Raw genomic sequence first — 25358 nt, 5'->3', positions numbered from 1 at the left:
ACAATTCTGCAACACATCAGGCTTGATATGCACCAGATTGAGCTTTATCTCAGAGTTTATCTAACAATTGTCGATTGCGTCAATTCAGCCTCGGGAAGGGTCAATAACATTCAACTACTTTGCCGACCAGTGGGCACACCTTACTTTTTGTGCATGTTTACTTTGACTGCGCAAATGTGGCAATCAAATAGTCGATCATTGCCCGGACTTTAAGGGGTAAACGGCGGTCAGGCGGAAACAGTACGTGCATTCCGCCGATGTCTACGGTCGGGTGATCCAGTTCCAGAGCCACCAGCTGACCATTTTGCAATGCATCCGCCACAATAAAATCTGGCTGATAGATGATGCCCTGACCCGCGATAGCTGCAGCCAGCAAAGCATCACCATTATTGGCTTTGAGGTTACCTTTCACCTGAACCTGAACATCACCTTTCACACCAAAAAACCAGGCGCCGTTCCCCTGCAATGCAGACAAGGTATAACTCAGGCAGTTGTGGGAAGAGAGTTCAGACACCCGCTTAGGACGACCAAATTGCCTTAGATAGTCAGGCGACGCGCAAACACGCAGTGGACAGTTACCCAGCTTACGTGCCTTTAGTTGGCTGTCCTCCAGATGACCGATACGCAAAATCAGATCCCAGCCTTCATACAGCAAGTTTTGCTGACTGTCACTCAGGCCAAGCTCCACTTCGACTCCCGGATAATCGCGGGAAAACGCTGGCAGCAGCGGCGCAATAAACCGGGTACCGAAAGATAGAGGCACATTCATCCTCAATCGTCCTATCGCCTCGTTGCGCTGTGACGAGAGTTCCGATTCGGTTTCATCCAACTCTTGCAGGATGCGCTTACACGCTTCGAGATATTCGCGCCCGCCATCGGTTAAAGTGAGCTGACGGGTGGTACGGCGCAATAGCTTGATTCCCAACCGGCTTTCCAGTGCATCGACATGCTTGGTCGCCATTGCCGGCGACATGCCCAGTCTACGCCCGGCGGCTGACAAACTGCCTTGTTCCACGGATTCGATAAAAACCCGCATGCTGGTAAAGCGATCCACGTTGATTTCCTACTCTGAGTTAAAGCTGTTCATCAAATTTAGCATGTTCTATTACCAGATTGACAGGTGGATAATGGTTGTCACCAACGAATAATGCTTATCAGCGCACAATAGCCATAACGAATTATCCCATTTGCACTAAGGACCGTTGAGCATGACCAACTCCAAATTTACCGCGAATTCCGTTACCCAGCCGACCATATTCATCCCGCATGGCGGTGGTCCTTGTTTCTTTATGGACTGGCACCCGGCCGATACCTGGGACAATATGGCGGAATTTCTGCAAAACATCGACAACCTGTTACCGGAAAGACCAAAAGCGATTCTGATGGTTTCAGCACACTGGCAAACCGCGCAGTTTTCTGTCACTTCAGGCACCAATCCTGAGCTGATTTATGACTACTACGGTTTCCCGGCTCATACTTACCAGATCACTTACCCTGCGCCTGGTAGCCCTGAGTTAGCGGAACAAGTGGTGGGGTTACTAAAACAAGCCGGTCTGAGCGGCCAGCAAGAGAGCACGCGTGGTTACGACCACGGCATGTTTATTCCGCTGAAACTGATGTTCCCGGACGCTGATATTCCGGTGGTTCAGTTGTCACTACGCAACGATTTAAACCCGCAAGCACACATTGAGCTTGGTGAAGCACTCGCGCCGCTGCGTGCGCAGGGGGTACTTATTGTTGGCAGCGGAATGAGTTTTCACAACATGCGCGGCTACGGTGACAGTCGTTTTACCGAACCTTCCGTGATGTTTGACAGCTGGTTAACTGAAGCGGTCGAAGCGGAGCCACAACAACGTAACGCTGACTTAAGCCAGTGGACACAAGCACCACACGCATTTAACTGCCATCCACAAGGACATGAAGAGCACCTGCTGCCACTCATGGTGGTTGCCGGTGCTGCGGGCAGCGACCGCGGTCGTAAAGTGTATTCACAACAAGTAATGAAAACTCAGCTATCCGGTTTTGTGTTCGGTTAAGAGCGATTCCGCTCCTCGATAAGACGGGTTAAGACAGGCGGGATCGACTTTTGGGTTCCGCCTCTCACATTGACCTATCTCCGCTTTGAATTGCCCGCCCTTACTCCAGGCAAGTGACGATTTATTTCAACCGCTCTTGAGCGTTTCGGTATTTTGTTCAATTTCTCGCCTTGCCCCAATATGCACCTGCTAGACTCACATTACGTACCTAACCGAAAATCGGGAGAAACGTAATGAGCTATAAACATATACTGGCAGCCGTTGATCTGTCGTCATCCAGTCAGGACGTTATAGACCGTGCGATTGCCATGGCGAAAAGCGACGGCAGCGTCCTTTCGCTGGTCTTTGTCGAAGTCGACAGCATGGCGTTATCACCGAAAGAAGAACTTGAATTTCAGGCGCAGTTGCAAGCACTGGCTGATAAGTGTGACTACCCTGTCAAAGACTGTTGCGTCGTGATTGGCGATCTGCACATCAAACTGTCAGGTCTGGTGAAACAGATGGATATCGACTTGGTGGTTTGCGGCCATCACCATAAGGTGCTGAGCAGGCTGTTCTCCCACATCCCTGCGGTGGCCAATGCGGTCGAATCTGATCTGTTGGTGGTGTATCTCGACCAGTAGTTTGAGTCAGCAAACATCACCATAGCCAAAGTGATCGCCAACAAGATAAATAGCAGTAGCGCAGAAACAGAAAACCCGGCCTACAGTGCCGGGTTCCTTATATGTGGAATCACAGATCAGATGAATCAAGCTCAGATGCGAAAACTTAACGGCATCGACGCCAGCACCGAGGCGCGTTTGTGAATATTTTCCGATTCAGTATTGACGGTATCAACCATCTTGACGTTCTCTTGCGATACCTGATTAATCGCTTCGACATTGCGGCTCATATCGCCGGACACCACACTTTGCTGCTCTGCGGCGGTTGAGATCTGAAGCGCCAGATCAGAAATTTCCGCTACCGCATTGTATACCTGCTGAATACGATCCACCGATGACTGGGTTTCATCCAGACACTCTTCCGCCGATGAGCGGCCTTGCATCATGGTTTTCGATAAGGTAATCAGCGACGACTGTATTTCGCCCATTGAGTTGTGGATTTGTTCTGTGGCTTTATGGGTCCGGGTCGAGAGCGCGCGCACCTCTTCGGCAACGACGGCAAACCCTCGTCCGTGCTCACCCGCGCGGGCAGCTTCAATGGCCGCATTCAGTGCCAGCAAATTGGTTTGATCCGCAATCCCCTGGATTTCCTGGGTCACGAGGCCAATCTGCTCAGCTTCTTTCGCCAGCGCCTCTGCCGCCAGAGACGATTTGCTCACCTCTTCAGCCAGATGGGAAACCGACTTCATAGTATTGGATATCGCTTTCGTTGCCCCTTCGCAATCATTGTGCACCAGGCTGACTTTAGAGGAGGTTTGCGCGGTATTATCAGCCACATTCTGGATAGTCATCGTCATTTCTTCCATCGCAGTCGCAAGCTGCTGCAGTTCGTAAGACTGACGTTCAACACCTTCATGGGCTTTTTTCGATGCCCCTTCCAGTAATGTTACACTGTCCATCAATACCTTAGCGCCATCACCCACCCGACCAAGAATAGTGCGAGCACGACCGCGGTGCAAAGCATCACTAAACTGAATCACACTACAGGGTGAGGTTCCGAAAAAGACATAACGCGACACACTGTCATAGTGTGCTTTCATATCGGCGATGGAGCGACTGGCCGCGAAAATCTCAGGATAGAAACACGCCAGCGCCACAAAAGGCACAATAAAACTTAACCACGGCAAAGCAAGAGCGCCAACACACAGCCCCAGCGAAATCGCCGCAAACAGCGCAAGTCTGAACGTATGGCTGAACCACCACTTTTCTCCCACGTTCACACCGCGATTAATCTGAGCGTACATTTTTTCAGCACGCTGACGTACCCTGGGCTCCAGCACAGTGCGTACCGACTGGTAACCCGTCAGCTCGCCGTTTTCAAACACCGGGGTGACAAATGCGTCAACCCAGTAGTAACGACCATCCTTACACCGGTTCTTTACCGCGCCGCGCCACTCAAGGCCGGCCTGAAGTTTGGCCCACATATCCGCGAAAGCCGCTTTGGGCATATCCGGATGTCGCACCATATTGTGGTTTTTGCCCACCAACTCGGATTCTTCAAACCCAGCGACGCGGCAAAATTCTTTATTCGCGTAACGAATAACCCCTCGTTTGTCAGTCACAGAGACCAACTGCTCGTCTTTTGAAAAGGTGACTTCACTATCAACAACATGCACATTGCGTTTATTGCTCATGCTTTTTCTCCATGCCACGACGTTGTTTTTATTTTTATTTTGAATAGACCATTAACCGCTATAACCACTCACTACCTTCATCAACCCAATGTGTAAAACACTTCGCTAAATTAGTATAGTTAGATGTGTTGATAGCATTTTAATTATGGATTAGCTATTGATAAATTCTTCATTAAAGAATGCTGTACGGTCTAAATTTGTCGGGTTGTGCGCACTTTTTCGCCATTGAATTTAATTTTACTAATATTCAAGACGGCTATCTGACACTAATGAATAAATAACCCGCAAAATAATTAGCTATACTTAGATCTATCTTACATAAAAATGTAACAATATGTATATTTTACTAACACTTATGTCGCTTTAAACAAAGCGTGACTCTGGTTCTAAATTATGAAATTCATTAAAAGTTGATACCGAAGATCAGAGAGGCGGATGTGAATTAAAAGCAAGGATAGAGCGAGGACATGTAAAAGGAGTAGCAGGCAGTCGCAACGGTGTTCACTGAAATATAGCGAGTTGCAACTGTCTAACGCGAGAGCCGCGCCTGAGTTAAGCGGTTATCAGGCCAGTTACGTTGTGGATTGGCAACAATATGCGCCGGTTGATATTTGCTTTCGGGATTCGAAATCATGTTACACCTTATCGTTTGAATTTGATTCAGTGTAACCAGCAGAAGAAACGGGTCTTATTCGTTCCGGTCAGCGCCTGTCGCGTAACGGACATGGAAGACAAATATGAAATAAAAAACCGCTGAAAATGTCAGCGGTTTTTTCATAACAGGAAATACAGCCGTCATCAGGTTTACCGTGATTACCCAATTACAGCGAGGCACCACCGCAAATCACCAGCTCCTGACCGGTGATCGCCGCACCGGACGGAGACACGATAAACTGCACGTAGTCCGCCACTTCCTGCGGTTTAATATAGCGTCCCATCGGCGGGAGTTTAGGCGGCGATGTGGTCCGGCTTGGATCCAGCAGCATCGGGGTCTCCGTTGCGCCCGGCGCGATGATATTGGCGGTAATCCCCTGAGTGGCCAGTTCAGCCGCCCAGCTGCGTACCATACCGATCATGGCAGACTTGGTTGCGACATACTGTGAACGGCCGGCAACACCGCGCGAGGTGCGGCTGCCAATCAGCACGATACGCCCGCCTGCAGTCATTTTCGGCACCAAAGCATTAGCCATAATTTCCGCCACATGAATATGCAAATGCCATAACACCTCGCTCTCACTCAGATTCAGTTCACCTAACGGAGCCGAGGCCATTTTGCCCGCCGCGTGAATAAAAGCATCCACTTGGGCAAACTGTTCGGCGCATTGCCGAACCTGAGCACTATCCATAAGGTCGACACTCAACGCAGTAAAGTCAGGGTGTTGAATATCCGGTCTGCTGCGACTCAACCCGGTAACTTGCCAGCCTTTATCCAGCAAGGTTTGCGCGATGGCAAAGCCAATCCCTGAACTGGCTCCGGTTACAATAGCATGTGGTTGGATCATAACCCCTCCAGCATACTCAGTGGCACTTTAAATACCGCTTTTCGTACCACGCCACGACCTGAAGCGGAACAAAGTGCCTGGTGCGGCTCTCCCGGCATAAACACCGCAAAGTCACCGGCAGCGAGATGGATTTGCTGGCGCAGTTGCGGCGCTTTGACGATAAACAGATCGGGTTTCTTTTCATCCGCTTCGACGGCTTGAGTATAGGCCGAATCAAAGTAAATCGTTTCCTCACCGCTCAGCACCAGCTGGATATCAGCGAACTGCTGATGAAATTCGGTATGACGCAGTTCTCGACTTTGCAGCTGCGCGTCACCGATATGACAAAACCAGTCTGTAGCTTCAACAGGCAGTCGCCCGTCAGCCGCTTGTTGCAACCTTTCCAGACTACATTCAGGGCGGCTGAGCACAGACATAAACGCCGCAGGCAGACCGACACGGTTCAGTTGGTTAAGATGGCCACTAATCATAGTTATCACCCTTTTAAAACAAGGCTGCCACTTAAAAGTGGCAGCAAAAAACAGTCAGGATTACAGCTGGCACCGCACGTATTTAATCGCCTGACGGAAATAGGTATAAGCGACATGGATATCGCCATCGCGGCTTTGAGTCACCGTCGGGTAAGAGAACTCACGGTTGCGTTTTTCCTGCGAGTTATTGGTCATACAATACCCGTCACCTTCATCCAGATTAATGATGGTCGGCCAGGTTTCACCGTTATCTTCAGAAATCGCCAGACACATTGGTGCGCGTGGTGCGCCCCAGAATGCAGAGCGGCCTTCTACGATTTCCGGCTCTTTCGCGCCGCTGTCATCTTCGATTTCATCGTACAAAGAACTGCGACGCTCGGTTGCACCGGCCGCGCTCATGTTGTTGAACACCAGCGCCAAGTTACCGTTTTGCAGCGTCGTCACCTGAATCGAAGAGTTGTTGTTAGGCAGCGAGGTCGCGACCGGGCTAGACCAGGTTTCGCCGTCATCTTGAGAAATACTCTTATAGATATTGTCTGCCCAGCGGCTGCGGTATAGCGCCAGCAGGCGACCATCCTGCAGCGGTGTGATACACATATGGACACAACCCAGGCTATCCGGCACTGCAACATTACGCCACGTCTGACCTTTATCATCAGAAATACGCACCCCGCTGGTGTCGTAGTTACCGACCCACTTCTCACCCGGCCTGACCGTGCAGTAGAACACCGGCAATAACCAGCGTCCGCTTGGCAGAACCACCACCGGCTGACGAATAAAGGTGCCCGGTTCATCGATCAGGGTTTGGATATCATTCCAAGTTTCGCCCAAATCTGGCGACTGACGGAAACGGACGATAGCCGTATCCTGATTACCGGCCAATTGCGCGGTCCAGATCAGCCACAACGTGTTATCCGGGTCCAGAAACAGGACCGGGTTTTGTTCAGAGCGGCTTGGGTCATCGGACAGTTTCAGCGCAGGTTCCCACTGCTGACTGCCACTGCGCAAACGCGAGCAGAGGATAGAGATGTCAGAAACCCCTTCTTGCGTGCCGGCAAACCAAGTACAAAGCGTATCGCCATTAGGCAGACACAGCAGATTAGCAGCGTGATTTTGCGGATAATCCGATGGCAGCATCGCCGTGGTAAATTCAGGCACAGTTTGATCAGCAGAAAGAATTCCTGTTTTTTCCACCGTAACAGTTTGTTGACTCATTAAAGACTCCATTTCGTTCTTATTCCGGCCTCCCGGTCACCAGGAGGCCGGCTTATTCATGCGTTATGCTGTTTTTGCGTTGCTGATTATGCATCGGCCCGAACTTTTCCAGCACCAGATGACCAAAGCTAACGCCAGCCCCAGGAAGGCAAACCACATCGGCGAAGACGATTTGTCCAATACGATGCCAATACTGGCGATCAGGAACAGCAGGCGTTCGACGATATTCAGATCTTTCTTAAACCAGCCCTGCAGAAAGACTGCCCAGCAGAAAGTCGCCACCAACATGCCAAAGAACGCAATCAGGATCAGATACCAGGCGCCTTGCCATAACACCACAGGGTCAGTGATGAAGCTGAATGGCACCAGGAAGATAACCAGCGCATAAGAGAACGCGATAAAGCCGGTCTTGGATGAATCACTCTGGCCAATGGCAGACGCCGCGTATGCACACAATGCAACCGGTGGTGTCACCATGGACAGCACGCAGTAGTACATGATGAACATGTTAGCTGCCAGGCGATCAACACCCATATCAATCATGGCCGGAGCAAAGATGATTGAACCTATGATATAAGCCGCAACCGTCGGCAAGCCCATCCCCATGATGATACAACCCAGGATCACCATCACCAGCGACAGATAGAGGTTGTCACTGCCTACCGCACTGAGAATCTCAACAAACTTAAACGCCAGGTTTGACTGAGTCGCCAGCACCATGATGATACCAACCGAGGCCAGCGGGACAGAGACCCACGCCATCTGTTTGGCAGTATCCATCACCATAGGGAACAGGATCTTATAGCTGTAACGTGTGTTCTTTCGCAGCAGTGGCGCAACCAGAGCAACCACCGAACCGACAAACGCGGCATATGGCGCTGAGTAACCGGCAATCAGTGCAATCACCAGGAAGATAGGTGAAATCAGCAGGTGCAGACGCGGACGAATTGGCTCAAATTTCAGGTCTTGCTTAGAGATATTACCCACACCGGTTTTACGGGCACGCAGGTCGATAATCACAAACAGTGCGAAGTAGAACGCAGCCGCCGGAATAATCCCCGCTGCGGCAATATCGGTATAAGGAATACCCAGCATGTCCGCCATAACGAATGCAGCAATGCCCATGATTGGTGGCATCAGCTGTCCGCCGGTTGAAGCAATCGCTTCCGTTGCCGCAGCCTGCTCTTTGCTGTAACCGGAGCGTTTCATGATTGGAATAGTCAGTACACCGGTTGACGTGGTGTTCGCTACTGCAGAACCACTCACCATCCCAAACAGGGCCGAGCCCAGTAGCGACATTTTCGCAGCACCACCTTTCAGCGGAGCTGTGGCCATCATCGCCAGATCAATAAACACGCTGCCGCCGCCAGTCATGGTAAACACACAACCAAACATGACGAAGAAAAATACAAAGTTAATCGCAGTGCTGGCTGTGATACCAAACAGACCGTCCGCCTGCATGCTGATAAGTTCAGCCATCGTATCGAGCGTGAAGCCTTCAAACGCCGTCCATCCCGGGAAGTAAGGGCCAAGGAAACCGTACAGAGTAAAGATGATCACCACAGACAGCAGTGAGAAGCCGACTGAACGACGCACCGCTTCGAACAGCATCAGACCACCGGCGATGAAGGCGTACTTGTCAGAAAACAGTACGTCATCAATCATTTCCAGGCGCGATTCCAGACGTGGAATTGAAGTGTAGTAGTGGTAAACCACTGACAATGTCACCGCGATGCACACCAAATCGATGAAGCGTCCCAGATAAGCTAACTGCTTATTTTTAAACTCAATTGGCTGAAAACTAATAACCAGTGCCGTCGCCATAAACACATGGATGGTCGCCGCGGTTAACGGCGATACCGGAACAAAGAACTGATTCAAAAGGAACAGAATATAGGCTATTGCAAGAATAGCCTTCACTGTGTTCATTAAATGATTATATTTCATAATGACACCTTAAATACTGTGCACTAAACGCCGAACTTATTTAAGCCAGCCTTGCTCGCGGTAGTATTTCGCCGCACCTGGATGCAGTGTTACGAGCGCTTCGTGGTTACCAATTTCTTCCGGATGCCAGAACTTCAGCGGAGAGTGAGTCTCTTTGATCTCTTTCTGGCTGCTGATCAGCGCTTTCGTCACGTTGTAAACAGTATCTTCGTCAACATTGGCATTGGTCACAAACACAGTCGCACTGACAGGTGTGATGTAGTCTTCGGTTTGGCCGTCGTAAGTCCCTGCTGGCATAGTGCCCGTCGGCAGGCCAACTTTAGCCAAATCTTTCAGCACGTTATCGCCGTAAGGAATGTAAACCACATCGTTAGTCAGCGTCATTTCAGTCAGGTTCGGGTGCATCGCAGGTACGTTATCGATGTAAACGTCAATCGCGTTATCACGCAGCATCTGCGCAGCCTGACCGCTACCCATCTGTACCACTTTGCCCTGCTCTTTCAGCGTTTCAATATCAGAGCCCAGCGCTTTGAAAATGTAATCAGCAATAATCGGCACCTGAGAGCCGGTCGGTTTCATCGCAATACGCACGTTGTCTGCTTTGATCACCTTGTCCATGGTGTCATTGCCGGTCTGCTCTACCCACGCTTTACGCGCGATAGTGATGGTGTACGCTTGCTGCACATTATCCAGCACCATACGCAGATTCTCGTTCTTTTTGCCTTTATAAATATCGGTCAGGCCATCACGCGCCCAAACAGTCGCGTTTGAAGTGGTGAAACCGAAGTCCGCTTTCCCCTGGTTAACCACCACCGGGTTAGTCATACCGCCGCCGCGGGGGATCAGTTTAATCTTGTACTCGTCGCTGGTAGCTTTCGGAATCAGCTGTGAAAAGGTTGTGCCATAGGTGTACCAGCCGTTACCCGGAGGCTGAGAAATAATGGACGAGGTTTCCGCCTGAACAAAGCCGCTAGCCAGCAATGTCGACAGAGTCAGAACTTTTACGGCAGTTTTGAATTTTTGCTTCATCATTGTAGGGTATCCTTTTGTTTTACTTGATTATTATTGTAATTTTTGTTTAATAATATCTTGTATTTGTTCAATATCCGTTTGACTAAACCTTACGGGATAGCGGCTTGGCCCGACATTTTCACCCAGCAGATTCAGGGTCTGTTTAACCACTGCCGGAGCAAATGCGATTGGGTACAAATGACTTCTCAGATAATTAATCACCTCCTGCGCAGCCTGAGCTTGTTCAACGTCATTCCCTTTAAAGGCCTGGTAAATCTGATTCACCAAGTCAGGTACAATATTGGCAATGCCTGATACACAGCCAATCGCGCCTTCCTGATAACCGGTCAGAATCAGTGAATCCGGACCAGTAAGTACATCAAATTGTTCATGTCTAGCAGCAACTTGCAGAAACCCTTGCAAGCTTTCGTAACTGCCGGCGCTGTCTTTAATGCCGTAAATATTCGGGTGAGACGCCAAAGTTGCTGCGACCTGAGGCGTGATGGTATTGCCGGTACGCGCCGGAATATTGTAGAGATACACCGGAATATCCAGGCTATCGGCCACCGTGGTGAAGTACTCAACCAATTCCTGCTCACGCAGCGCACTAAACCAAGGAGTAATAACGGATACCGCTTTCACACCCGAGTCCTGTACTGCCAGCCCATGTTCGATGGTGCTTTGCAGCGTCAGTTCACCAATGTGGGTGACCACATCAACACGGCCAGCCGCTTGTTCAACACAGATTTCAGTCACGCGGCGCTTTTCTTGATCGCTCAGAACAAAGAATTCACCATTGGTACCGTTACAAAAAATGTTGTTGCCGAATGAAATCTGACGCTCAACCTGGTTACGCAGTTCGGCTTCATTCAACGTACCGTCTTGGTTAAACGGTGTCACAACCGCAACATACGGCCCCTTCATCACCTCAGTCATACTATTTCCTTATTCGCAGATACTTTGATACATGTTCAGAACATCCTGTTCGGTTACCGCAACAGGAGAATGGTTAATCAGACGCTTCACTTCCATTGCGTTGGCGGCCAGCTCAGGCAACTGAGAGGCATCAATCCCGATGGCATTCAGTTTGGTAGGCAGCCCAAGTTCCACTACCAGGCTTTCGAGGTAGTCAACTAAGGCATGAGCTTTGTCTAAAGAAGGAAGAGATTTATCGGATTGAGGCAGCAGATCATAGACTTGTGCCAGCTTCTCTTGACAAGGTTCACAGATAAATTTCATCACCGGAAGCAGCAGCAGAGAGTTGGCCAGACCATGCGGAATGCGGTACTTACCACCCAGAGGATAAGACAGGGCATGCACCAGGTGAGTACCAGAATGAGAAATCGATGCACCGCCATAATAAGACGCCCACAGCAGATTCAGACGAACCTGCATATCCTGCGGCGCTGTCATCACTTTATCGATATTGGCGAAGAATTTTTGCATACCGATCATGGCGTAGTTATCACCGACCGGATTAGAAATACAGGCAGTGAAACACTCGATCAGGTGACACAGAGCATCAATAGAAGTCGAAGCGGTAATATGGGCGGGCATTGACGTGGTCAGCTCAGGTGCCAGCAGCACGTAATCCGGCAGCATAACCGGAGAAATAATGCCAACTTTGGTCGCGCGGCTTGGAATCGCCACAATTGCATTTGGTGTTGCTTCAGCGCCGGTACCGGCTGTGGTTGGGATCAACAGCAGCTCAGTACGCTGCGCCGGCGTTTCGCCAGCCAGCAGTTGCTGGAACTTCTCAGTGCGCTGCGCGTTATCCGCCTCTACGCCAAGCACAGCGATCAGCTTACTCACATCCAGTACACTACCGCCACCCACGCCCACAACCAGGCTGATAGATTGTGGCAGTTGTGCAATCAAATTTTGTACGTCCTCATCACGAGGCTCCGCTGGCAGGTTGTCAATCACAGTTAACTGAGCACAATCCTGTTGCAACTGGTTGATCAGCGCCTGAACCTGATCAAGCGAGCTGACGTTCTGATCCGTCGCCAGCAAGATATGCTCGTGTTTGGCAGTAATGGCAGCGAGTTGATCTATGTTTCCGCTCAACACAGTGGTGAAAATGTTCATTAGCTGTCTTCCTTTAAATGATGATTCTTTTTAATCATTTGCTTAATCTCGCTCACTATCATAACGACAATTAAATAAAAAATGCTTGATCACGCTCTCAAATAATCAAAATGAATAAATTTAATCAAAAATAACTTTGTTATTGCGTATTTTTTGATTAATATGATTTCAAACGAGTTACAGGATTAACACAGCAATGCTCAAGCAGGATCAATTAACGCTACCAAAATTCATCATCGCCGATGATTTCACCGGCGCGAATGATGTCGGTGTCGGTTTAGCCGCACACGGTATCGATGTATCGGTACTATTAAATAGTGCATACAGCAGTGATGTCACTTCAAACCAGGCAACCATCATTTGTACGGACAGCCGCGATGACAGTGCCGCTCAAGCTGACGATAAAATGCGTCAGCTGATGCAGCGCTACCCTGAACTGACTCAGCAAAAAATCCTGCTTAAGAAAATTGATTCCACATTGCGTGGTAACGTCGGCGCTGAAATCACGCCTTGGGTCGAATCCTGCTATTCCGTTGCCATCATGGTGATGTGCGCCCCGCACGCCGGGCGTAAAACGCTGGGCGGTGAGTGTTTCGTTCATGACCAGCTCTTGACTGACACCGAGTTTGCCTCGGATCCTAAGTCACCCGTGACTTCAGCCCGTATCAAAACCCTGATCGAAAGTCAGAGCCATCTGGCGGTCAGTGAGCTTTTTCTCGACCAGATCCGTACACCCGCTCTGGCGGACACCTTGCAGGCACATGCCAATCTCGGCACTAAAGTCATCGTGTGCGATGCACAAACCGCGCAAGATATGATTGAAATTTATCAGGCGGCCAATCAATTGAGCGCGTCATGCGTGATTGTAACCACCGGTGAAATGACCCAAGCCTTGCTACCGACTGATGCACAACGTTGTCCGCCGCAGCCTAAGCTGTATAACCACCAGCCATTACTGGGTGTCATCGGTTCAATGAGCAGCATGACTCTGTCGCAGGTGCAATACCTGCAGAATCATCACAAAGCACAAGTGATTGACGTCGATGTCAAAACCGCCCTGTTCGCTGAAAATCAGGATTATCTGCACAGCCTGGTTGCGGCCATAGCGCAAGCTCATCAGACCGGGCGCCACTGCTTTATCCGCACCTGCCAGAGCGATGATCAACGCCACGACATCGAGGCGATTTGCACGCAGTTGACGATATCCCGACTCGAACTAGGTAACCGGGTGAAGCTGTTTCTCGCTCAAACCACTCAGGAAGTGCTCAAGCAATGCACTCCCGGCGCTCTATTACTATGTGGTGGCGATATCGCACTGGCGGTGTGCCACCAACTCAAAATCGGCCAATTCAACCTTAAAGGGTTGAGTGCGCAATGTATCCCGTGGGGAATACTGCCTTACAAGCACGCCAGTATTCCCCTATTTACCAAAGCTGGGGGCTTTGGTGTGGACAGCAGCTTTGATCAAATCATAACTATTTTGGAACAAGAGGAAGCATAATGAACGGTATCATTGGTATTACTATGGGTGATCCGGCAGGGATTGGCCCGGAAATCATTCTAAAATCACTGGCTGAGCCGTCACTGAGCGGCCGTCATTGTGTCGTGATTGGCAGCGCGGAAATCCTGCGTATGGTGCAGGAAAAAGGTCTGGCACCTTCGGCAGATATTCACGTTATCGAACGTATCGAAGACGCCGTTTTCAACCCGGATATTGTGAATGTGATTGATATTCCGCTTGAAGATCTGTCCAGCTTTGAATTTGGTAAAGTGCAGGCACAAGCCGGTGATTTGGCGTACCGCTGTATCAAGAAGGCAACTGAGCTGGCGATGAACGAAGAGATCGCGGCCATTGCGACTGCACCATTGAACAAAGAAGCGCTGCACTTAGCCGGTCACCACTATCCGGGACATACTGAGCTGCTGGCTCATCTGACCGACACCAAAGACTACGCCATGGTGCTGTACACAGATACACTGAAAGTGATCCACGTGACGACCCACATCGCGCTGCTGGATTTCCTGCAAAAACTGGGGCAAGAACGTGTAGCAACCGTGATTGACATTGCCGACGCTTTCATGAAGAAAGCCGGTTTTGAACAACCACGTATCGCCGTGGCCGGGGTTAACCCGCACGCTGGTGAAAATGGTTTGTTCGGTAAAGAAGAGATCAATATCCTCAATCCGGTTATCGCGCAGATGAAAGAAAAAGGTGTCGATGTTTACGGCCCTTGCCCGCCGGATACGGTTTTCCTGCAAGCAAAACAAGGTCAGTATGATATCGTGGTTGCCATGTATCATGACCAGGGGCACATTCCATTGAAACTAATGGGATTTTATGATGGCGTTAACATTACGGCTGGATTACCATTCTTCAGAACATCTGCCGACCACGGAACTGCATTTGATATTGCATGGACTGGCAAAGCGAATCCAGAGAGTATGATTACGTCAGTTGAACTGGCCGTTAAACTAAGCAATATATGAAAAATCAGCATCGAGTAGAAAAAATTGTCGAATACTTAACCGCGCATAATCTGGCCACGGTTGAGGATCTGGTTAAGGTTGTCAATGTATCACCGGCAACCATCCGCCGGGATCTCATTAAATTGGACGATCAGGGCGTCATCACCCGCACTCACGGTGGTGTCTCCCTCAACCGCTTTATCGCCGCTCAGCCGACCACCAATGAAAAGATGGTGCAGCATACGCGTGAGAAAAATCTTATCGCAGAAGCCGCCGCTTCGCTGGTGAAACCGGGTGATTCAGTGGTACTCGATGCCGGTACGACATCGATGGCGCTGGCACGCCACTTTATTGATATGCCGCTGCGAGTGATCACGGTCGATCTGCATATTGCGCTGTTTTTGTCGCAATATACCCAGATAGAAGTGATCGTTGCCGGTGGTAAAGTGGACAACAGCAGCCAATCGACCGTCGGTGAGCATTGCCGCTCATTATTACGCTCCATTAACCCGGATATTGCGTTTGTGACCTGCAACTCCTGGAGCCTTGAGCGCGGTATTACCACACCGACAGAAGAAAAAACCATTCTAAAGCATGACCTGATAGCCAATGCAAATAAGAAAGTCATGATTGCCGACAGCAGTAAGTACGGCAAATACTCACTGTTTAAAGTGTGTGAGCTCAATGACCTGGATATGCTGGTGTCCGATCAGCAGTTGGACGCCAAAGTGCAGTCTGAGCTGTCGATCCATGGCATCCACCATCTGCTGGTCTGACGGCGCCGGCCTGATTCAATAACGTTCAAGCCTGTAGTTAGCCAATCGCACCCCGCTATAGTCAGGGTGCAGAGAAGACAACAAAGCCGCTCAGTGGAGCGGCTTTTTGCCTTTCATCGTCGCTACAAATCCGCACTGTCGCCACAAACCCTCAGTTCAGATGACGTTATATCGCAACTTCTAAATGGCTCGCGAACGTGCAATCTCGATATAGATTTCACGTAACTTACGCGCAACTGGCCCAGGCTGGCCACCACCAATTCTGTGTTCGTCAATGGCGATAACCGGCCAGACAAACGCGGTGGCCGAACTGATAAAGGCTTCTTGTGCCGCATAGGCTTCCTGCAAAGTAAACGGCCGCTCGATAATTGTAATATCCAGATCCTGCGCCATTTGCAGCAGTGATGCGCGGGTAATACCATGCAAAATATCCTGACTGAGCGGCCGGGTAATGACTCGTCCCTGCTGGTCAACAATATAAGCATTGCTGGAGCCACCTTCGGTCACAACACCATTTTCAAGCATCCAGACATCATCGGCGCCCGCCTGATGGGCAATATGTTTCGCCAGACAAGCGGGCAGCAAGCAGGTGGTTTTAATATCGCGGCGGCGCCAGCGGATATCCTCCACCGAAATCACTTTAATGCCCTGTTGGGCCGTGTCATTCTCAATCAAATTGCGCGCCTGGGTAAACAAGACCAAGGTCGGCTTAATGCCGTCACTGAAGCTGAAATCACGGTCACCCTCATTGCCCCGGGTCAGTTGCAGATAAATGCCGCCTTCCACCAGCTGATTTTTTTCAATCAACTGATGATGAATCTGAATCAACTCCTGCTCAGAACAGGGTAACACCATGCCCAGCTCAGTGGCGGAGCGTTTAAGGCGCGCCAGATGCCCTGCCTGGTCAATCAATTTACCATCGAGCACTGCTGTCACTTCATACACTGCGTCTGCAAACAAAAACCCACGGTCGAAAACTGACACACTCGCCTGCGATTCCGGCAGATACTTACCATTCACATAAACCGTTCGTTCCATCATTATTCCTCCCAGTTATCCCCACAGCTGCGGTGAAAATGGCAACATCTGCTGCTGGCTGAATTCAAATCCGTGCTCAATATCCTCACTGAGTAACAGTGGACCATCTAAGTCGACCACCTGTGCGCCTTGTGCGACGACAAAGGCAGGCGCCATGCTGAGCGAAGATGACAACATGCAACCGACCATAACGGCCAAACCGGCCTGCTCAGCCTGCTGTTTAAGCAGCAGCGCCTCGGTCAGACCACCGGTTTTATCGGTCTTTATATTGATCATGTCATACCGCCCGACTAATCGTTCCAGACTGTGCCGGTCATGGCAGGACTCATCAGCGCAAATCGGGATCGGCCGCTCTAGTTTGGCCAGCACGTCATCCTCACCGGCAGCAAACGGCTGCTCTATCATCGTGACATCCAGGTTCACCAGTTCAGGGATCAGTCGCTGATAATCACTCACACTCCAGGCTTCGTTGGCGTCCAGTATGATTTGGGCTGCCGGTGCGCCGCGTCTTACCGCCTGCACCCGGGCTAAATCTGCTGCGCCACCCAGTTTAAGCTTCAGCAGCGGCCGCGCGGCATTGCTTATCGCCGCTTGCTGCATCTTTTCCGGCGTATCGAGAGACAAGGTGTACGCCGTCAGCAACGGATGCGGGACGATGCCTGTCTGCGTCCAAATCGACTCCTGGTTTCGTTTACAGTTCAAATCCCACAAGGCACAGTCCAGGGCGTTGCGGGCGGCGCCAGCCGGTAATAATGTCTGCAGTTCTTCTCGGCTTAGTCCTGCATTAAAGGCAGGGATCAGCGCTTCAATCTGCGCCTCGACACTCTGCAGTGACTCGCCATAACGGAGATAAGGGACACATTCACCACGCCCAATCGCACCTTCATGCTCAAGGCTGACTAATACCGTATCGGCTTGCGTTTTACTGCCCCGTGAAATGGTAAAGTGACCACGAATCGGCCAGCTTTTGCGTTCTATCGTGACCTTCATACACGCTCCAGCAGGCGATCAACCAGACGAGCCACCCCCTGACGGAACGGATCCACCACCGGCAGCCCTAAATCACTTTCTACCTTATCCATGTAAGCCATCGCCTCCGCTTCACTCAATGCCGATGTATTCACAGACACGCCGATCATCTGCACCGCGGGGTTGGTGAGACGCGCCGTACTCAGATTCGCTTCGATACAGGTCGCCAGGTCCGGCAAAGCGTAATCGGGCAATCCACGCATGTGCTGACGGGTCGGTTCGTGACACAGGACTAAAGCATCCGGTTGCGCGCCGTGGATCAATCCCGTCGTCACGCCGGCAAATGAGGCGTGAAACAGCGAGCCCTGCCCTTCAACAATGTCCCAGTGCTCCGCACTGTTATCAGGGCAAATCGTTTCTATCGCGCCGGCAATAAAATCAGACACCACGCAATCTGCGCTGACACCTGCTCCGGTGATCAGAATACCGGTCTGGCCAGTGGCGCGAAAATCAACATTCATTCCCCGCCCTGCCATCTCTTTCTCGATGGCTAATGAGGTATACATTTTGCCGACCGAACAATCTGTACCGACCGTCAACAGACGTTGACCGCTGCGCTTTTTACCATTGGCCACCGGGTAACTTTGGGTCGGATAACGCACATCAAACAGATTTCGCCCGTGCTTTTGTGCCATCGCAACCAATTCGGGAATGTCCGTCAGTTTATTGTGCAGGCCCGCCGCGATGTCCATGCCCTGCTCAAGTGCTTCAAGCAGTACTTCAATCCAGGCCGGAGAAATCACCCCACCCCGGTTGGCGACACCAATCACCAGTGTTTTCGCTCCGGCACGGGCGGCGGCCGATACGCTCAATTCTTGCAAACCGACGTCGGCCTGACACTCAGGCAGGCGCAATTGCCCGAGACAGTGTTCCGGACGCCAGGTCTTAATTCCCTGAGCCACTTTTGCGGCCAGCGCATCAGCTGCATCACCTAAAAACAGCAAGTAAGGTTGTTTTAATTCCATTTAAAATGCTCCATTTCGACATAATCATTAGCGTTACAATTCACACGTTATAGAAAGAGCAGTGCAAAATTCGTGACCAATAAATCAAACCAGTGATTTATTAGTTTAGCCTGTTGATTTTGATCAATTTCATTATGCAGGTGGAAGCGATAGCCAGAACCTGGACTCAATTGAGAAAACTCTGCCAAACTGTACTCAGATAGTATTTATGTTTGTTGCAGAACACTTTTCAGTATAACCGGCAACCAAATCGGCCTTTATCGACGTTATATAAATTCACCAATAAAATAAAAACCAGTTGTTTATCCTGAGCAATAAACAAGCAGAATTTTAATAGTCAGGTGTGGGACAAGCACAGATATCATTATGACCCCGATTTAACATCGAGTTTTGACTACATTTAGTGGTGATAATGGTGCATAAGCACCAAGATGGTGAAGCATAAGCAAAAAAGTTCCATCACGTTAGCCGGACGATTCCAGCCACCAGCTAAACAGTCTGTTTTACAAATCACTTTTTTAAACGTAATAGCCAGTTTTTTATATAAATCAAGACAAAGCGGGCAAATCTATATTCTAATATACTTGATATTTTCAGTTACTATCATTACATATTGACCATTATCACAGTTCTTTTCACTACAAAAGACTAACAACGGCAATATTTTTGCTACATAATAGCGACCATCTGGGAGCATCCCTCACTTAAGTTCGTCAGTTGTTAAGTGAGTCAGCTCCTGAGTCAGACAGCTCCACCTTGTATGGTTTTATCAAAGCAGGAAGCAAAATGATTACCGCCCAAGCTAAAATAGATTTGAACGCTCTTCAACATAACTACCGCCACCTCAAAGCACTGAGCGGGGATCAGAAAGTGATCGCTGTGATTAAAGGTGACGCATACGGACATGGCGCCGTGAAGCTGGCACAAGCACTGCCCTTTGCTGACCTGTTTGCCGTCTCTCGCCTGGAAGAGGCTGAAGAGTTGCGTAATGGCGGGATTGAACAGCCTATTTTACTGTTAGAAGGTTGCTTTTGCGCCGAGGATTTACAACGTGCTGCGCAAATGCAGCTCGACACCACCATCCATTGTGCAGAGCAAGTGCATGACCTGGAAAACAGTGAACTGGCTAATCCGGTGAATGTATGGCTCAAAGTCGACAGTGGCATGCACCGCCTTGGCGTGCAGCCTTATGAAGTCTCTGATTTTGTAAAGCGTATTGAGCGCACCGGTAAGCTGAAATCACAACTGGGATTCATCAGCCACTTCTGCCGCGCCGATGAAGTTGAGCAACCGACAACATCACGTCAGCTACAATGTTTTATTGACGCGACCAAACCATATCCAGGCCCGAAAACGATAGCCAATTCAGCCGGTATTCTGTTTTGGCCACAATCAAAATTGGATGTCGCTCGTGCAGGTATCGCCCTGTATGGCATTTCTCCGAGCGCTGACCATACCGGCGCTGACCACGACCTGAAACCGGTGATGACACTCAATACCCGCATCATTGCCGTACGTGACCACAAAGCGCAGCAGCCGGTTGGTTATGGCGAAACCTGGCAGTCAGAGCGTGATACTAAAATCGCGGTGATCGCCATGGGCTATGGTGACGGCTATCCTCGCAACGCACCAAACGGCACGCCGGTGTTCGTTAACGGCCGCCAGGTGCCTATCGCCGGCAGGGTGTCGATGGATATGATTACCGTTGATCTCGGGCCGGAGGCTAAGGATAAGGTGGGCGATGTGGTCGAGATGTGGGGCGCCAACCTGCCGATAGAAATCGTCGCACGTCATGTCGGCACGATTCCTTATGAGCTGACGATTAAGCTGACGCCCCGTGTTAACAGACACTATGCCGAGTAAGCGCTGTATCAGCGTTATCAGTATGCAAAGTAAACGGCATTAAAAAACAAAGCGGTTGGGAATCAACCGCTTTGTTTCATCATGTGACTAAAGAGTAAGGGTTACATCGACTGGTAATATGCCTGGGCGTCACTCTCTTTGAAACGCTCTTTGATAGTCAGTACCTGGGGTAGTAAGTCGACAAACATCGGCACCAAAACCGGGTCGAAGTGCTTACCCGCCTGAGACTGTAAAAAGTCGACCGCTTCTTCCACACTCCAGGCCTTTTTGTATGGCCGCTCACTGGTCAAGGCGTCAAACACATCAGCGACGGCAGCCAGACGCCCTTCAATCGGAATCTCTTCTCCGGCTAAACCGTTCGGGTAACCGCTGCCATCCCACTTCTCGTGATGGGTAATCGCGATAGTGCGCGCCAGTGCCACCAGCGAAGAACGCGGCTGATCCAGAATACTGGCCCCAATTTCAGCATGCCGTTTCATATGGGTAAACTCTTCCGGATCCAGCTTGCCCGGCTTAAGCAGGATATTATCCGGAATGGCAATTTTGCCGATGTCATGCATAGTCGCCGCCATTCTCAGCTCATCCGCTTGCTCTTCATCCATGCCGGCCGCCATCGCCAGCAACTTGGTGTAATGACTCATGCGCTGCACATGCATGCCGGTTTCATTATCTTTGTATTCTGCCGCGCGGCCGAGACGCTGAATCAAATCGATCTGCGTTTCACGCAACCTATCAATTTTCACCAGCGACAGATGCGTTTTGACCCTGGCACGCACAATCGCCGGAACGACAGGTTTGACAATGTAATCAACCCCGCCCAGTGCAAAGCCATTTTCCTCATCAATGCTGTCACGCAGCGCAGTAACGAAGATCACCGGAATATGCGCAGTTTCCGGCTGTGATTTTAACCATTCACACACCTCAAACCCGGTCATTTGCGGCATCATAATATCAAGCAGAATCAAGTCTGCCGGCTCCTGCTCTAACAGTGCCAGAGCATCTTTACCGCTGCGGGCAAAGGAGAGGCGATATTCTTCCTGCAGAATCTGACGCATCACTTTCAGGTTGGCGGGTTCATCATCGACAATCAGAATTCTCGGCTGCTGTTTAGCAAGCAAAGACATACTATTTCCTTCTACTGAAGTGTATCAATAGCCGACTCCAACGAGCTGGCCGCTGATTTAAAATCAAATTCATCAATCGCACTCATCGCATCAACGATCTGCTTCTTGATGGTGTGAGGTGAAGAGCGTTGCAGCTGCGCTGCTAAATCGTCTCTGAGTTCACCGAGTTGTGTGGCCTGCAGCCATTCATGCAAAATCGTGATGATGGCGTGATGATCTTCGATCGCTGCCACGCCTTCACTTTGCAGATTATCTGCCACCGGAATAGCAAGCTGATCAACATCCTGTTGTAAAGTCAGCCAGCCCTTGGCAATCTCTTCAATCGCTTGTTTGCACTGCACCGGCTGATGCTGGTCGGCTGCCTTTTCCAGCTGGGTAAAAGCATGAAACAAAGGCAGCAGCGCCAAATTGCCACTTAATCCCTTCAGGGCATGGGCCTTTTCACCCAAGTCACGCCATTTGCCTGCCGAGAGCAGAGCAGTGAGGTCCTGCACCATATCAGCATACTTACGTACTAATGCATGCAACTCGTGACAGTATAGCGCCTCATCGCCCCAAATCTTCAGTGCCTTACTCATATTGAGCATCTGAAACTCTGACGGGCTCGAAACTGAGGGTTCTCTTTTCTGCGCAGCTTGCAGCTCTCCTGCGCCCAGATTGAGCACCCGCGCCATTTCCTGAGTCAGCAGGGCGAAATCAACCGGCTTGTTGGCAAAGCCGTCCATGCCCGCTTCTTTGGCTTCGATACGATCTTCCAGCAACACACTCGCGGTTAACGCAATAATCGGTACATAGTCGCTGCCCGTTGCCCGCTCATTTGCCCGAATCGTGCGGCTGGCTTCCAGACCGTCCAGGTTTGGCATCTGAATATCCATCAGCACCACATCAGGGCGCGTTTCCTGACACTGAATTACGGCTTCGCAGCCATCTTGCGCGGTGAATACCGTGTGTCCCTGACGTTCGAGCAGTATACGCAATAGATTGATATTTTGTTCAATATCATCACAAACCAGTATTCGCTTCGGCGGCAGAGCCACAACTTTTGACTGGCGGGTATTCTCGGCTATTTTGCCAGGAGGCAGAGGTAATTCAACACTGAAACAGCTGCCCTGCCCCGGCGTACTGGTGACAGAAATCGTTCCGCCCATCAGTTCGACCAACTGCTTGGAAATGGAAGTTCCAAGACCGGTACCGCCAAAACGACGGCTCATCGACGCATCCGCCTGAGTGAAAGGATCAAAGATGGCCTGTAAACGATCCGGCGCAATCCCGATACCCGTATCAATCACGTTAAATCGCACCCAGTCCGGGCGTTTACTGACGGGCTCAACCACCAGACTGACCCGTCCCTGCTCGGTGAACTTTATCCCGTTACCAACCAGATTCATCAGCACCTGACGAATGCGATCTTCCGCTCCCTGAACCTCTTCTGGCAACTCAGCAGACATATCCAGTTCCAGTTCAATGCCTTTGCTTTTGGCATTGAGCCACAGTGTCGAAATAACGGTATCAACACATGGAGATAACCGGAACGGAACCGTCTCGATTTCCAGTTTATGTTTTTCCAGCTTGGCACTGTCGAGAATGTCGTTTAACAGATGCAACAAAGAGCGCGAAGCTTGGGAAATCGTCTGCAAATGGCGGCGATTTTCACCTGTCATCTCTGACTCTAACAAAATATCCGTGAAACCAATGATGGCATTCATCGGGGTGCGGATTTCATGACTCATGTTGGCCAGAAACGCCGCTTTCATCTCTGCGGCATCTTCCGCATGACGTTTCGCTTCAACTAACTCACACTCCATCTGCTTGCGACTGGTAATATCAACCACAACGCCATCGATCCACAACACACGCTTTTTCGCATCCCGGACTATCATGCCATTTTCCAGCACCCACACGGTCTCACGGTCGATATTAGTCAGGCGGTATTCAATCTCGTAGATGTCACGTCCATCCGGGGTGTTGTGCATCATCCGGCAGAGCTTTTGGTAATCTTCCTGTAGCAGCAGATCCGAAAATTTAATCTCGCCGGACAAAATCACTTCCGCGCTGTAGCCACACAGATCAGTGATGCCATCACTAAGAAAGATTGGCGTCAGTTGAGTATCCGGCAGGCGACGGAAAGAGGCCCCAGGAATATTCTGCATCAGAGAACTGAGTCGCTCCTCACTCTCGCGCAGTTTTTCCTGCATCGCTTTACGTTCGGTAATGTCTTCCATAAAACCCACGAACAAGGTTTCATTTTCCAGTTCGACCTTCCCCACCCCGAGACGAACCGGAATATGTTCGCCAAACCGATGACGGGCATAGACTTCACGCTGCACCCCTATCATGCTGGCCAGGCCGGTCTCACCATGCTGTTCGAAATAAACCTGATTGCGCTGTTGCATCTCAGGGATCATGAACATCGCCACATTCTGGCCGAGAGCTTCTGATTCATTCCAGCCGAGGATGTGACTGGCGGCTCTGTTAAGTCCGAGAATTTCACCGTCGGCTTTAATGGTGATCACGCCGTCGGTCGCTGTTTCCAGAATGGCTTGTAACCGCGCCTCACCGGCCGTTTTTTCCGATAACAGATGGCGGTAACGCAACTGGGCACTGACATTCACTGCCAACGTAGAAATCAATAAGGTAAATACTGCCACCAACAGCGCCAGCGTGTTGTGATGGTGTGGTGCCATCAACAAATCATCTGTGTGGGTTACTTCTATAAACCTGGCGGCATACATCCCGGTGTAATGCATGCCGGAGATAGCACTGCCCATAATAGCAGCACAAATCAGCTTGAGCCGAAGCTCGGTTAAGCTCGGAAAGTACTGACGCAACACGCGTCTTGCCGTCAGAGCGATAAATGCCAGACCGACTGCGACCACGACAGATAATATGAACCACCACGGGTCATAGCGCAGTGTCAGATCCATTTCCATCGCTTCCATACCGATGTAGTGCATCGCACCGATACCTGAGCCGACGATACAAGCGTTACGTATGGTTAATTTCAGAGTATCGCGTCTTTGAATTAAGGATCGCAATACAATGTAACTGGCAACAATTGCCGGAAGCACGGAAACACCGGTCAATACCCAGTCGTACTCCATCATGTATCGCATCTCAAACGCGAGCATGCCAACAAAATGCATACTCCAGATCCCGCCGGCCATGATGAAGGCACCGGAACATAAAGCGATTTGACGATACTTGCTTGCCACGATATACCGTGCCGTTGCCGCCATTCTTAACGCAAAAAATGACGCCATAGAGGCAAGAAAAACCGACAACACCACCAGCCGTAAATCATAACTGCCTGAAATTAATGTTAAGGAGTCAGAATCAGTAACGAAAAACCGCTGAAAAAAACCATTAAAGTCTATGTTCATTTTTACCGGATAAGTAGCAAGCATACAGGCCCCGAACATTACTATCGTTACCCGTAAATGTGTAGTGATTCATAGAACAAAGATAAAATGCAACGAATGAGGATCGCAGAGACCTGAACCTGCACCAAAGACGCGCAAAGTTTTGTGCTCAG

Annotated in this window: 20 protein-coding genes; 6 read left to right on the top strand and 14 right to left on the bottom strand. The window is 50.2% G+C overall.

What is annotated here, in order from left to right; all coding sequences use genetic code 11:
• Nucleotides 1–157: 157 nt before the first annotated feature.
• The gene (locus J0X00_RS04100) at nt 158–1054 is read right to left on the bottom strand and encodes a LysR family transcriptional regulator (RefSeq protein ID WP_206208422.1); all 897 of its coding nucleotides are present in this window, start codon (nt 1052–1054) and stop codon (nt 158–160) included.
• A 154-nt stretch (nt 1055–1208) separates the two neighbouring features.
• Between J0X00_RS04100 and J0X00_RS04095 the strand changes: the two genes are divergently transcribed.
• Both J0X00_RS04095 and J0X00_RS04090 read left to right on the top strand, forming a co-directional pair.
• Entirely contained in the window at nt 1209–2036 is an 828-nt protein-coding gene (locus J0X00_RS04095; protein ID WP_282476400.1) for a class III extradiol ring-cleavage dioxygenase, read from the top strand.
• 233 nt (nt 2037–2269) lie between these two features.
• Nucleotides 2270–2659: a universal stress protein gene (locus J0X00_RS04090; RefSeq protein WP_282476399.1), complete on the top strand. Its 390-nt coding sequence runs from the start codon at nt 2270–2272 to the stop codon at nt 2657–2659.
• Nucleotides 2660–2790: 131 nt separating this feature from the next.
• Here the strand turns inward: J0X00_RS04090 and J0X00_RS04085 are convergent, their stop codons facing one another.
• From J0X00_RS04085 to J0X00_RS04050, 8 genes are all read right to left on the bottom strand, one after another.
• Nucleotides 2791–4332: a PAS domain-containing methyl-accepting chemotaxis protein gene (locus tag J0X00_RS04085; RefSeq protein ID WP_136486702.1), complete on the bottom strand. Its 1542-nt coding sequence runs from the start codon at nt 4330–4332 to the stop codon at nt 2791–2793.
• 821 nt (nt 4333–5153) lie between these two features.
• Nucleotides 5154–5834, bottom strand: coding sequence for an SDR family oxidoreductase (locus J0X00_RS04080; protein WP_282476398.1), 681 nt, complete (start codon nt 5832–5834; stop codon nt 5154–5156).
• On the bottom strand, nt 5831–6304 hold the full coding sequence (locus J0X00_RS04075) for a YhcH/YjgK/YiaL family protein (RefSeq protein ID WP_136486711.1): 474 nt from the start codon (nt 6302–6304) through the stop codon (nt 5831–5833). The genes J0X00_RS04080 and J0X00_RS04075 overlap by 4 nt, the downstream gene beginning before the upstream one ends.
• A 60-nt stretch (nt 6305–6364) precedes the next feature.
• A complete protein-coding gene (locus J0X00_RS04070) occupies nt 6365–7519 on the bottom strand; it encodes an exo-alpha-sialidase (RefSeq protein ID WP_282476397.1) in 1155 nt (384 codons plus the stop codon).
• A 63-nt stretch (nt 7520–7582) separates the two neighbouring features.
• Entirely contained in the window at nt 7583–9466 is a 1884-nt protein-coding gene (locus J0X00_RS04065; protein WP_282476396.1) for a TRAP transporter fused permease subunit, read from the bottom strand.
• Nucleotides 9467–9502: 36 nt separating this feature from the next.
• On the bottom strand, nt 9503–10498 hold the full coding sequence (locus J0X00_RS04060) for a TAXI family TRAP transporter solute-binding subunit (RefSeq protein WP_282476395.1): 996 nt from the start codon (nt 10496–10498) through the stop codon (nt 9503–9505).
• A 30-nt stretch (nt 10499–10528) separates the two neighbouring features.
• Entirely contained in the window at nt 10529–11413 is an 885-nt protein-coding gene (locus tag J0X00_RS04055) for a dihydrodipicolinate synthase family protein (protein WP_282476394.1), read from the bottom strand.
• Nucleotides 11414–11422: 9 nt separating this feature from the next.
• On the bottom strand, nt 11423–12565 hold the full coding sequence (locus J0X00_RS04050) for an iron-containing alcohol dehydrogenase (RefSeq protein WP_282476393.1): 1143 nt from the start codon (nt 12563–12565) through the stop codon (nt 11423–11425).
• Nucleotides 12566–12761: 196 nt separating this feature from the next.
• Between J0X00_RS04050 and J0X00_RS04045 the strand changes: the two genes are divergently transcribed.
• The 3 genes from J0X00_RS04045 to J0X00_RS04035 are packed head-to-tail and all read left to right on the top strand — an operon-like array spanning nt 12762 to nt 15807.
• Entirely contained in the window at nt 12762–14066 is a 1305-nt protein-coding gene (locus tag J0X00_RS04045; RefSeq protein ID WP_282476392.1) for a four-carbon acid sugar kinase family protein, read from the top strand.
• Complete coding sequence (pdxA, locus tag J0X00_RS04040) at nt 14066–15052, top strand: 4-hydroxythreonine-4-phosphate dehydrogenase PdxA (protein WP_282476391.1); 987 nt, start codon at nt 14066–14068, stop codon at nt 15050–15052. The genes J0X00_RS04045 and pdxA overlap by 1 nt, the downstream gene beginning before the upstream one ends.
• Nucleotides 15049–15807: a DeoR/GlpR family DNA-binding transcription regulator gene (locus J0X00_RS04035; protein WP_282476390.1), complete on the top strand. Its 759-nt coding sequence runs from the start codon at nt 15049–15051 to the stop codon at nt 15805–15807. Before pdxA ends, J0X00_RS04035 begins: the two co-directional genes overlap by 4 nt.
• A 180-nt stretch (nt 15808–15987) precedes the next feature.
• On the opposite strand, the gene J0X00_RS04030 is transcribed toward J0X00_RS04035, so the two are convergent.
• Genes J0X00_RS04030 through dgcN form a run of 3 tightly spaced genes read right to left on the bottom strand, consistent with a single transcriptional unit; the run spans nt 15988 to nt 18839 of the window.
• Complete coding sequence (locus J0X00_RS04030; protein ID WP_282476389.1) at nt 15988–16848, bottom strand: D-amino-acid transaminase; 861 nt, start codon at nt 16846–16848, stop codon at nt 15988–15990.
• 12 nt (nt 16849–16860) lie between these two features.
• The gene (dgcA, locus tag J0X00_RS04025; protein WP_282476388.1) at nt 16861–17835 is read right to left on the bottom strand and encodes an N-acetyl-D-Glu racemase DgcA; all 975 of its coding nucleotides are present in this window, start codon (nt 17833–17835) and stop codon (nt 16861–16863) included.
• Nucleotides 17832–18839 (bottom strand): N-acetyltransferase DgcN, encoded by a 1008-nt coding sequence (gene dgcN, locus J0X00_RS04020; protein ID WP_136486733.1) that lies wholly within the window; start codon nt 18837–18839, stop codon nt 17832–17834. Before dgcN ends, dgcA begins: the two co-directional genes overlap by 4 nt.
• A 786-nt stretch (nt 18840–19625) precedes the next feature.
• Between dgcN and alr the strand changes: the two genes are divergently transcribed.
• Complete coding sequence (gene alr, locus J0X00_RS04015; protein WP_136486735.1) at nt 19626–20702, top strand: alanine racemase; 1077 nt, start codon at nt 19626–19628, stop codon at nt 20700–20702.
• Nucleotides 20703–20803: 101 nt separating this feature from the next.
• Here the strand turns inward: alr and J0X00_RS04010 are convergent, their stop codons facing one another.
• Both J0X00_RS04010 and J0X00_RS04005 read right to left on the bottom strand, forming a co-directional pair.
• Complete coding sequence (locus tag J0X00_RS04010) at nt 20804–21826, bottom strand: two-component system response regulator (RefSeq protein ID WP_282476387.1); 1023 nt, start codon at nt 21824–21826, stop codon at nt 20804–20806.
• A gap of 11 nt (nt 21827–21837) precedes the next feature.
• Nucleotides 21838–25038 carry an MHYT domain-containing protein gene (locus J0X00_RS04005; protein WP_282476386.1) on the bottom strand — a complete coding sequence of 1067 codons (3201 nt, stop codon included), beginning with the start codon at nt 25036–25038 and terminating at the stop codon, nt 21838–21840.
• Nucleotides 25039–25358 lie beyond the last annotated feature (320 nt).

The organism is Vibrio sp. ABG19 (assembly GCF_029962385.1).
Lineage (GTDB): Bacteria > Pseudomonadota > Gammaproteobacteria > Enterobacterales > Vibrionaceae > Vibrio > Vibrio ostreae.
This window is presented reverse-complemented; position numbering and strand designations above follow the sequence as displayed.

Bases quoted from the DNA above. Each gene is read 5' to 3' on its own strand.
- J0X00_RS04085 (WP_136486702.1), bottom strand. From the start codon at position 4,332: ATGAGCAATAAACGCAATGTGCATGTTGTTGATAGTGAAGTCACCTTT.
- J0X00_RS04055 (WP_282476394.1), bottom strand. From the start codon at position 11,413: ATGACTGAGGTGATGAAGGGGCCGTATGTTGCGGTTGTGACACCGTTT.
- J0X00_RS04035 (WP_282476390.1), top strand. From the start codon at position 15,049: ATGAAAAATCAGCATCGAGTAGAAAAAATTGTCGAATACTTAACCGCG.
- J0X00_RS04045 (WP_282476392.1), top strand. From the start codon at position 12,762: ATGCTCAAGCAGGATCAATTAACGCTACCAAAATTCATCATCGCCGAT.
- dgcA (WP_282476388.1), bottom strand. From the start codon at position 17,835: ATGAAGGTCACGATAGAACGCAAAAGCTGGCCGATTCGTGGTCACTTT.
- dgcN (WP_136486733.1), bottom strand. From the start codon at position 18,839: ATGGAATTAAAACAACCTTACTTGCTGTTTTTAGGTGATGCAGCTGAT.
- J0X00_RS04070 (WP_282476397.1), bottom strand. From the start codon at position 7,519: ATGAGTCAACAAACTGTTACGGTGGAAAAAACAGGAATTCTTTCTGCT.
- alr (WP_136486735.1), top strand. From the start codon at position 19,626: ATGATTACCGCCCAAGCTAAAATAGATTTGAACGCTCTTCAACATAAC.
- J0X00_RS04030 (WP_282476389.1), bottom strand. From the start codon at position 16,848: ATGATGGAACGAACGGTTTATGTGAATGGTAAGTATCTGCCGGAATCG.
- J0X00_RS04075 (WP_136486711.1), bottom strand. From the start codon at position 6,304: ATGATTAGTGGCCATCTTAACCAACTGAACCGTGTCGGTCTGCCTGCG.
- J0X00_RS04065 (WP_282476396.1), bottom strand. From the start codon at position 9,466: ATGAAATATAATCATTTAATGAACACAGTGAAGGCTATTCTTGCAATA.
- J0X00_RS04050 (WP_282476393.1), bottom strand. From the start codon at position 12,565: ATGAACATTTTCACCACTGTGTTGAGCGGAAACATAGATCAACTCGCT.
- J0X00_RS04095 (WP_282476400.1), top strand. From the start codon at position 1,209: ATGACCAACTCCAAATTTACCGCGAATTCCGTTACCCAGCCGACCATA.
- pdxA (WP_282476391.1), top strand. From the start codon at position 14,066: ATGAACGGTATCATTGGTATTACTATGGGTGATCCGGCAGGGATTGGC.
- J0X00_RS04080 (WP_282476398.1), bottom strand. From the start codon at position 5,834: ATGATCCAACCACATGCTATTGTAACCGGAGCCAGTTCAGGGATTGGC.
- J0X00_RS04060 (WP_282476395.1), bottom strand. From the start codon at position 10,498: ATGATGAAGCAAAAATTCAAAACTGCCGTAAAAGTTCTGACTCTGTCG.
- J0X00_RS04090 (WP_282476399.1), top strand. From the start codon at position 2,270: ATGAGCTATAAACATATACTGGCAGCCGTTGATCTGTCGTCATCCAGT.
- J0X00_RS04010 (WP_282476387.1), bottom strand. From the start codon at position 21,826: ATGTCTTTGCTTGCTAAACAGCAGCCGAGAATTCTGATTGTCGATGAT.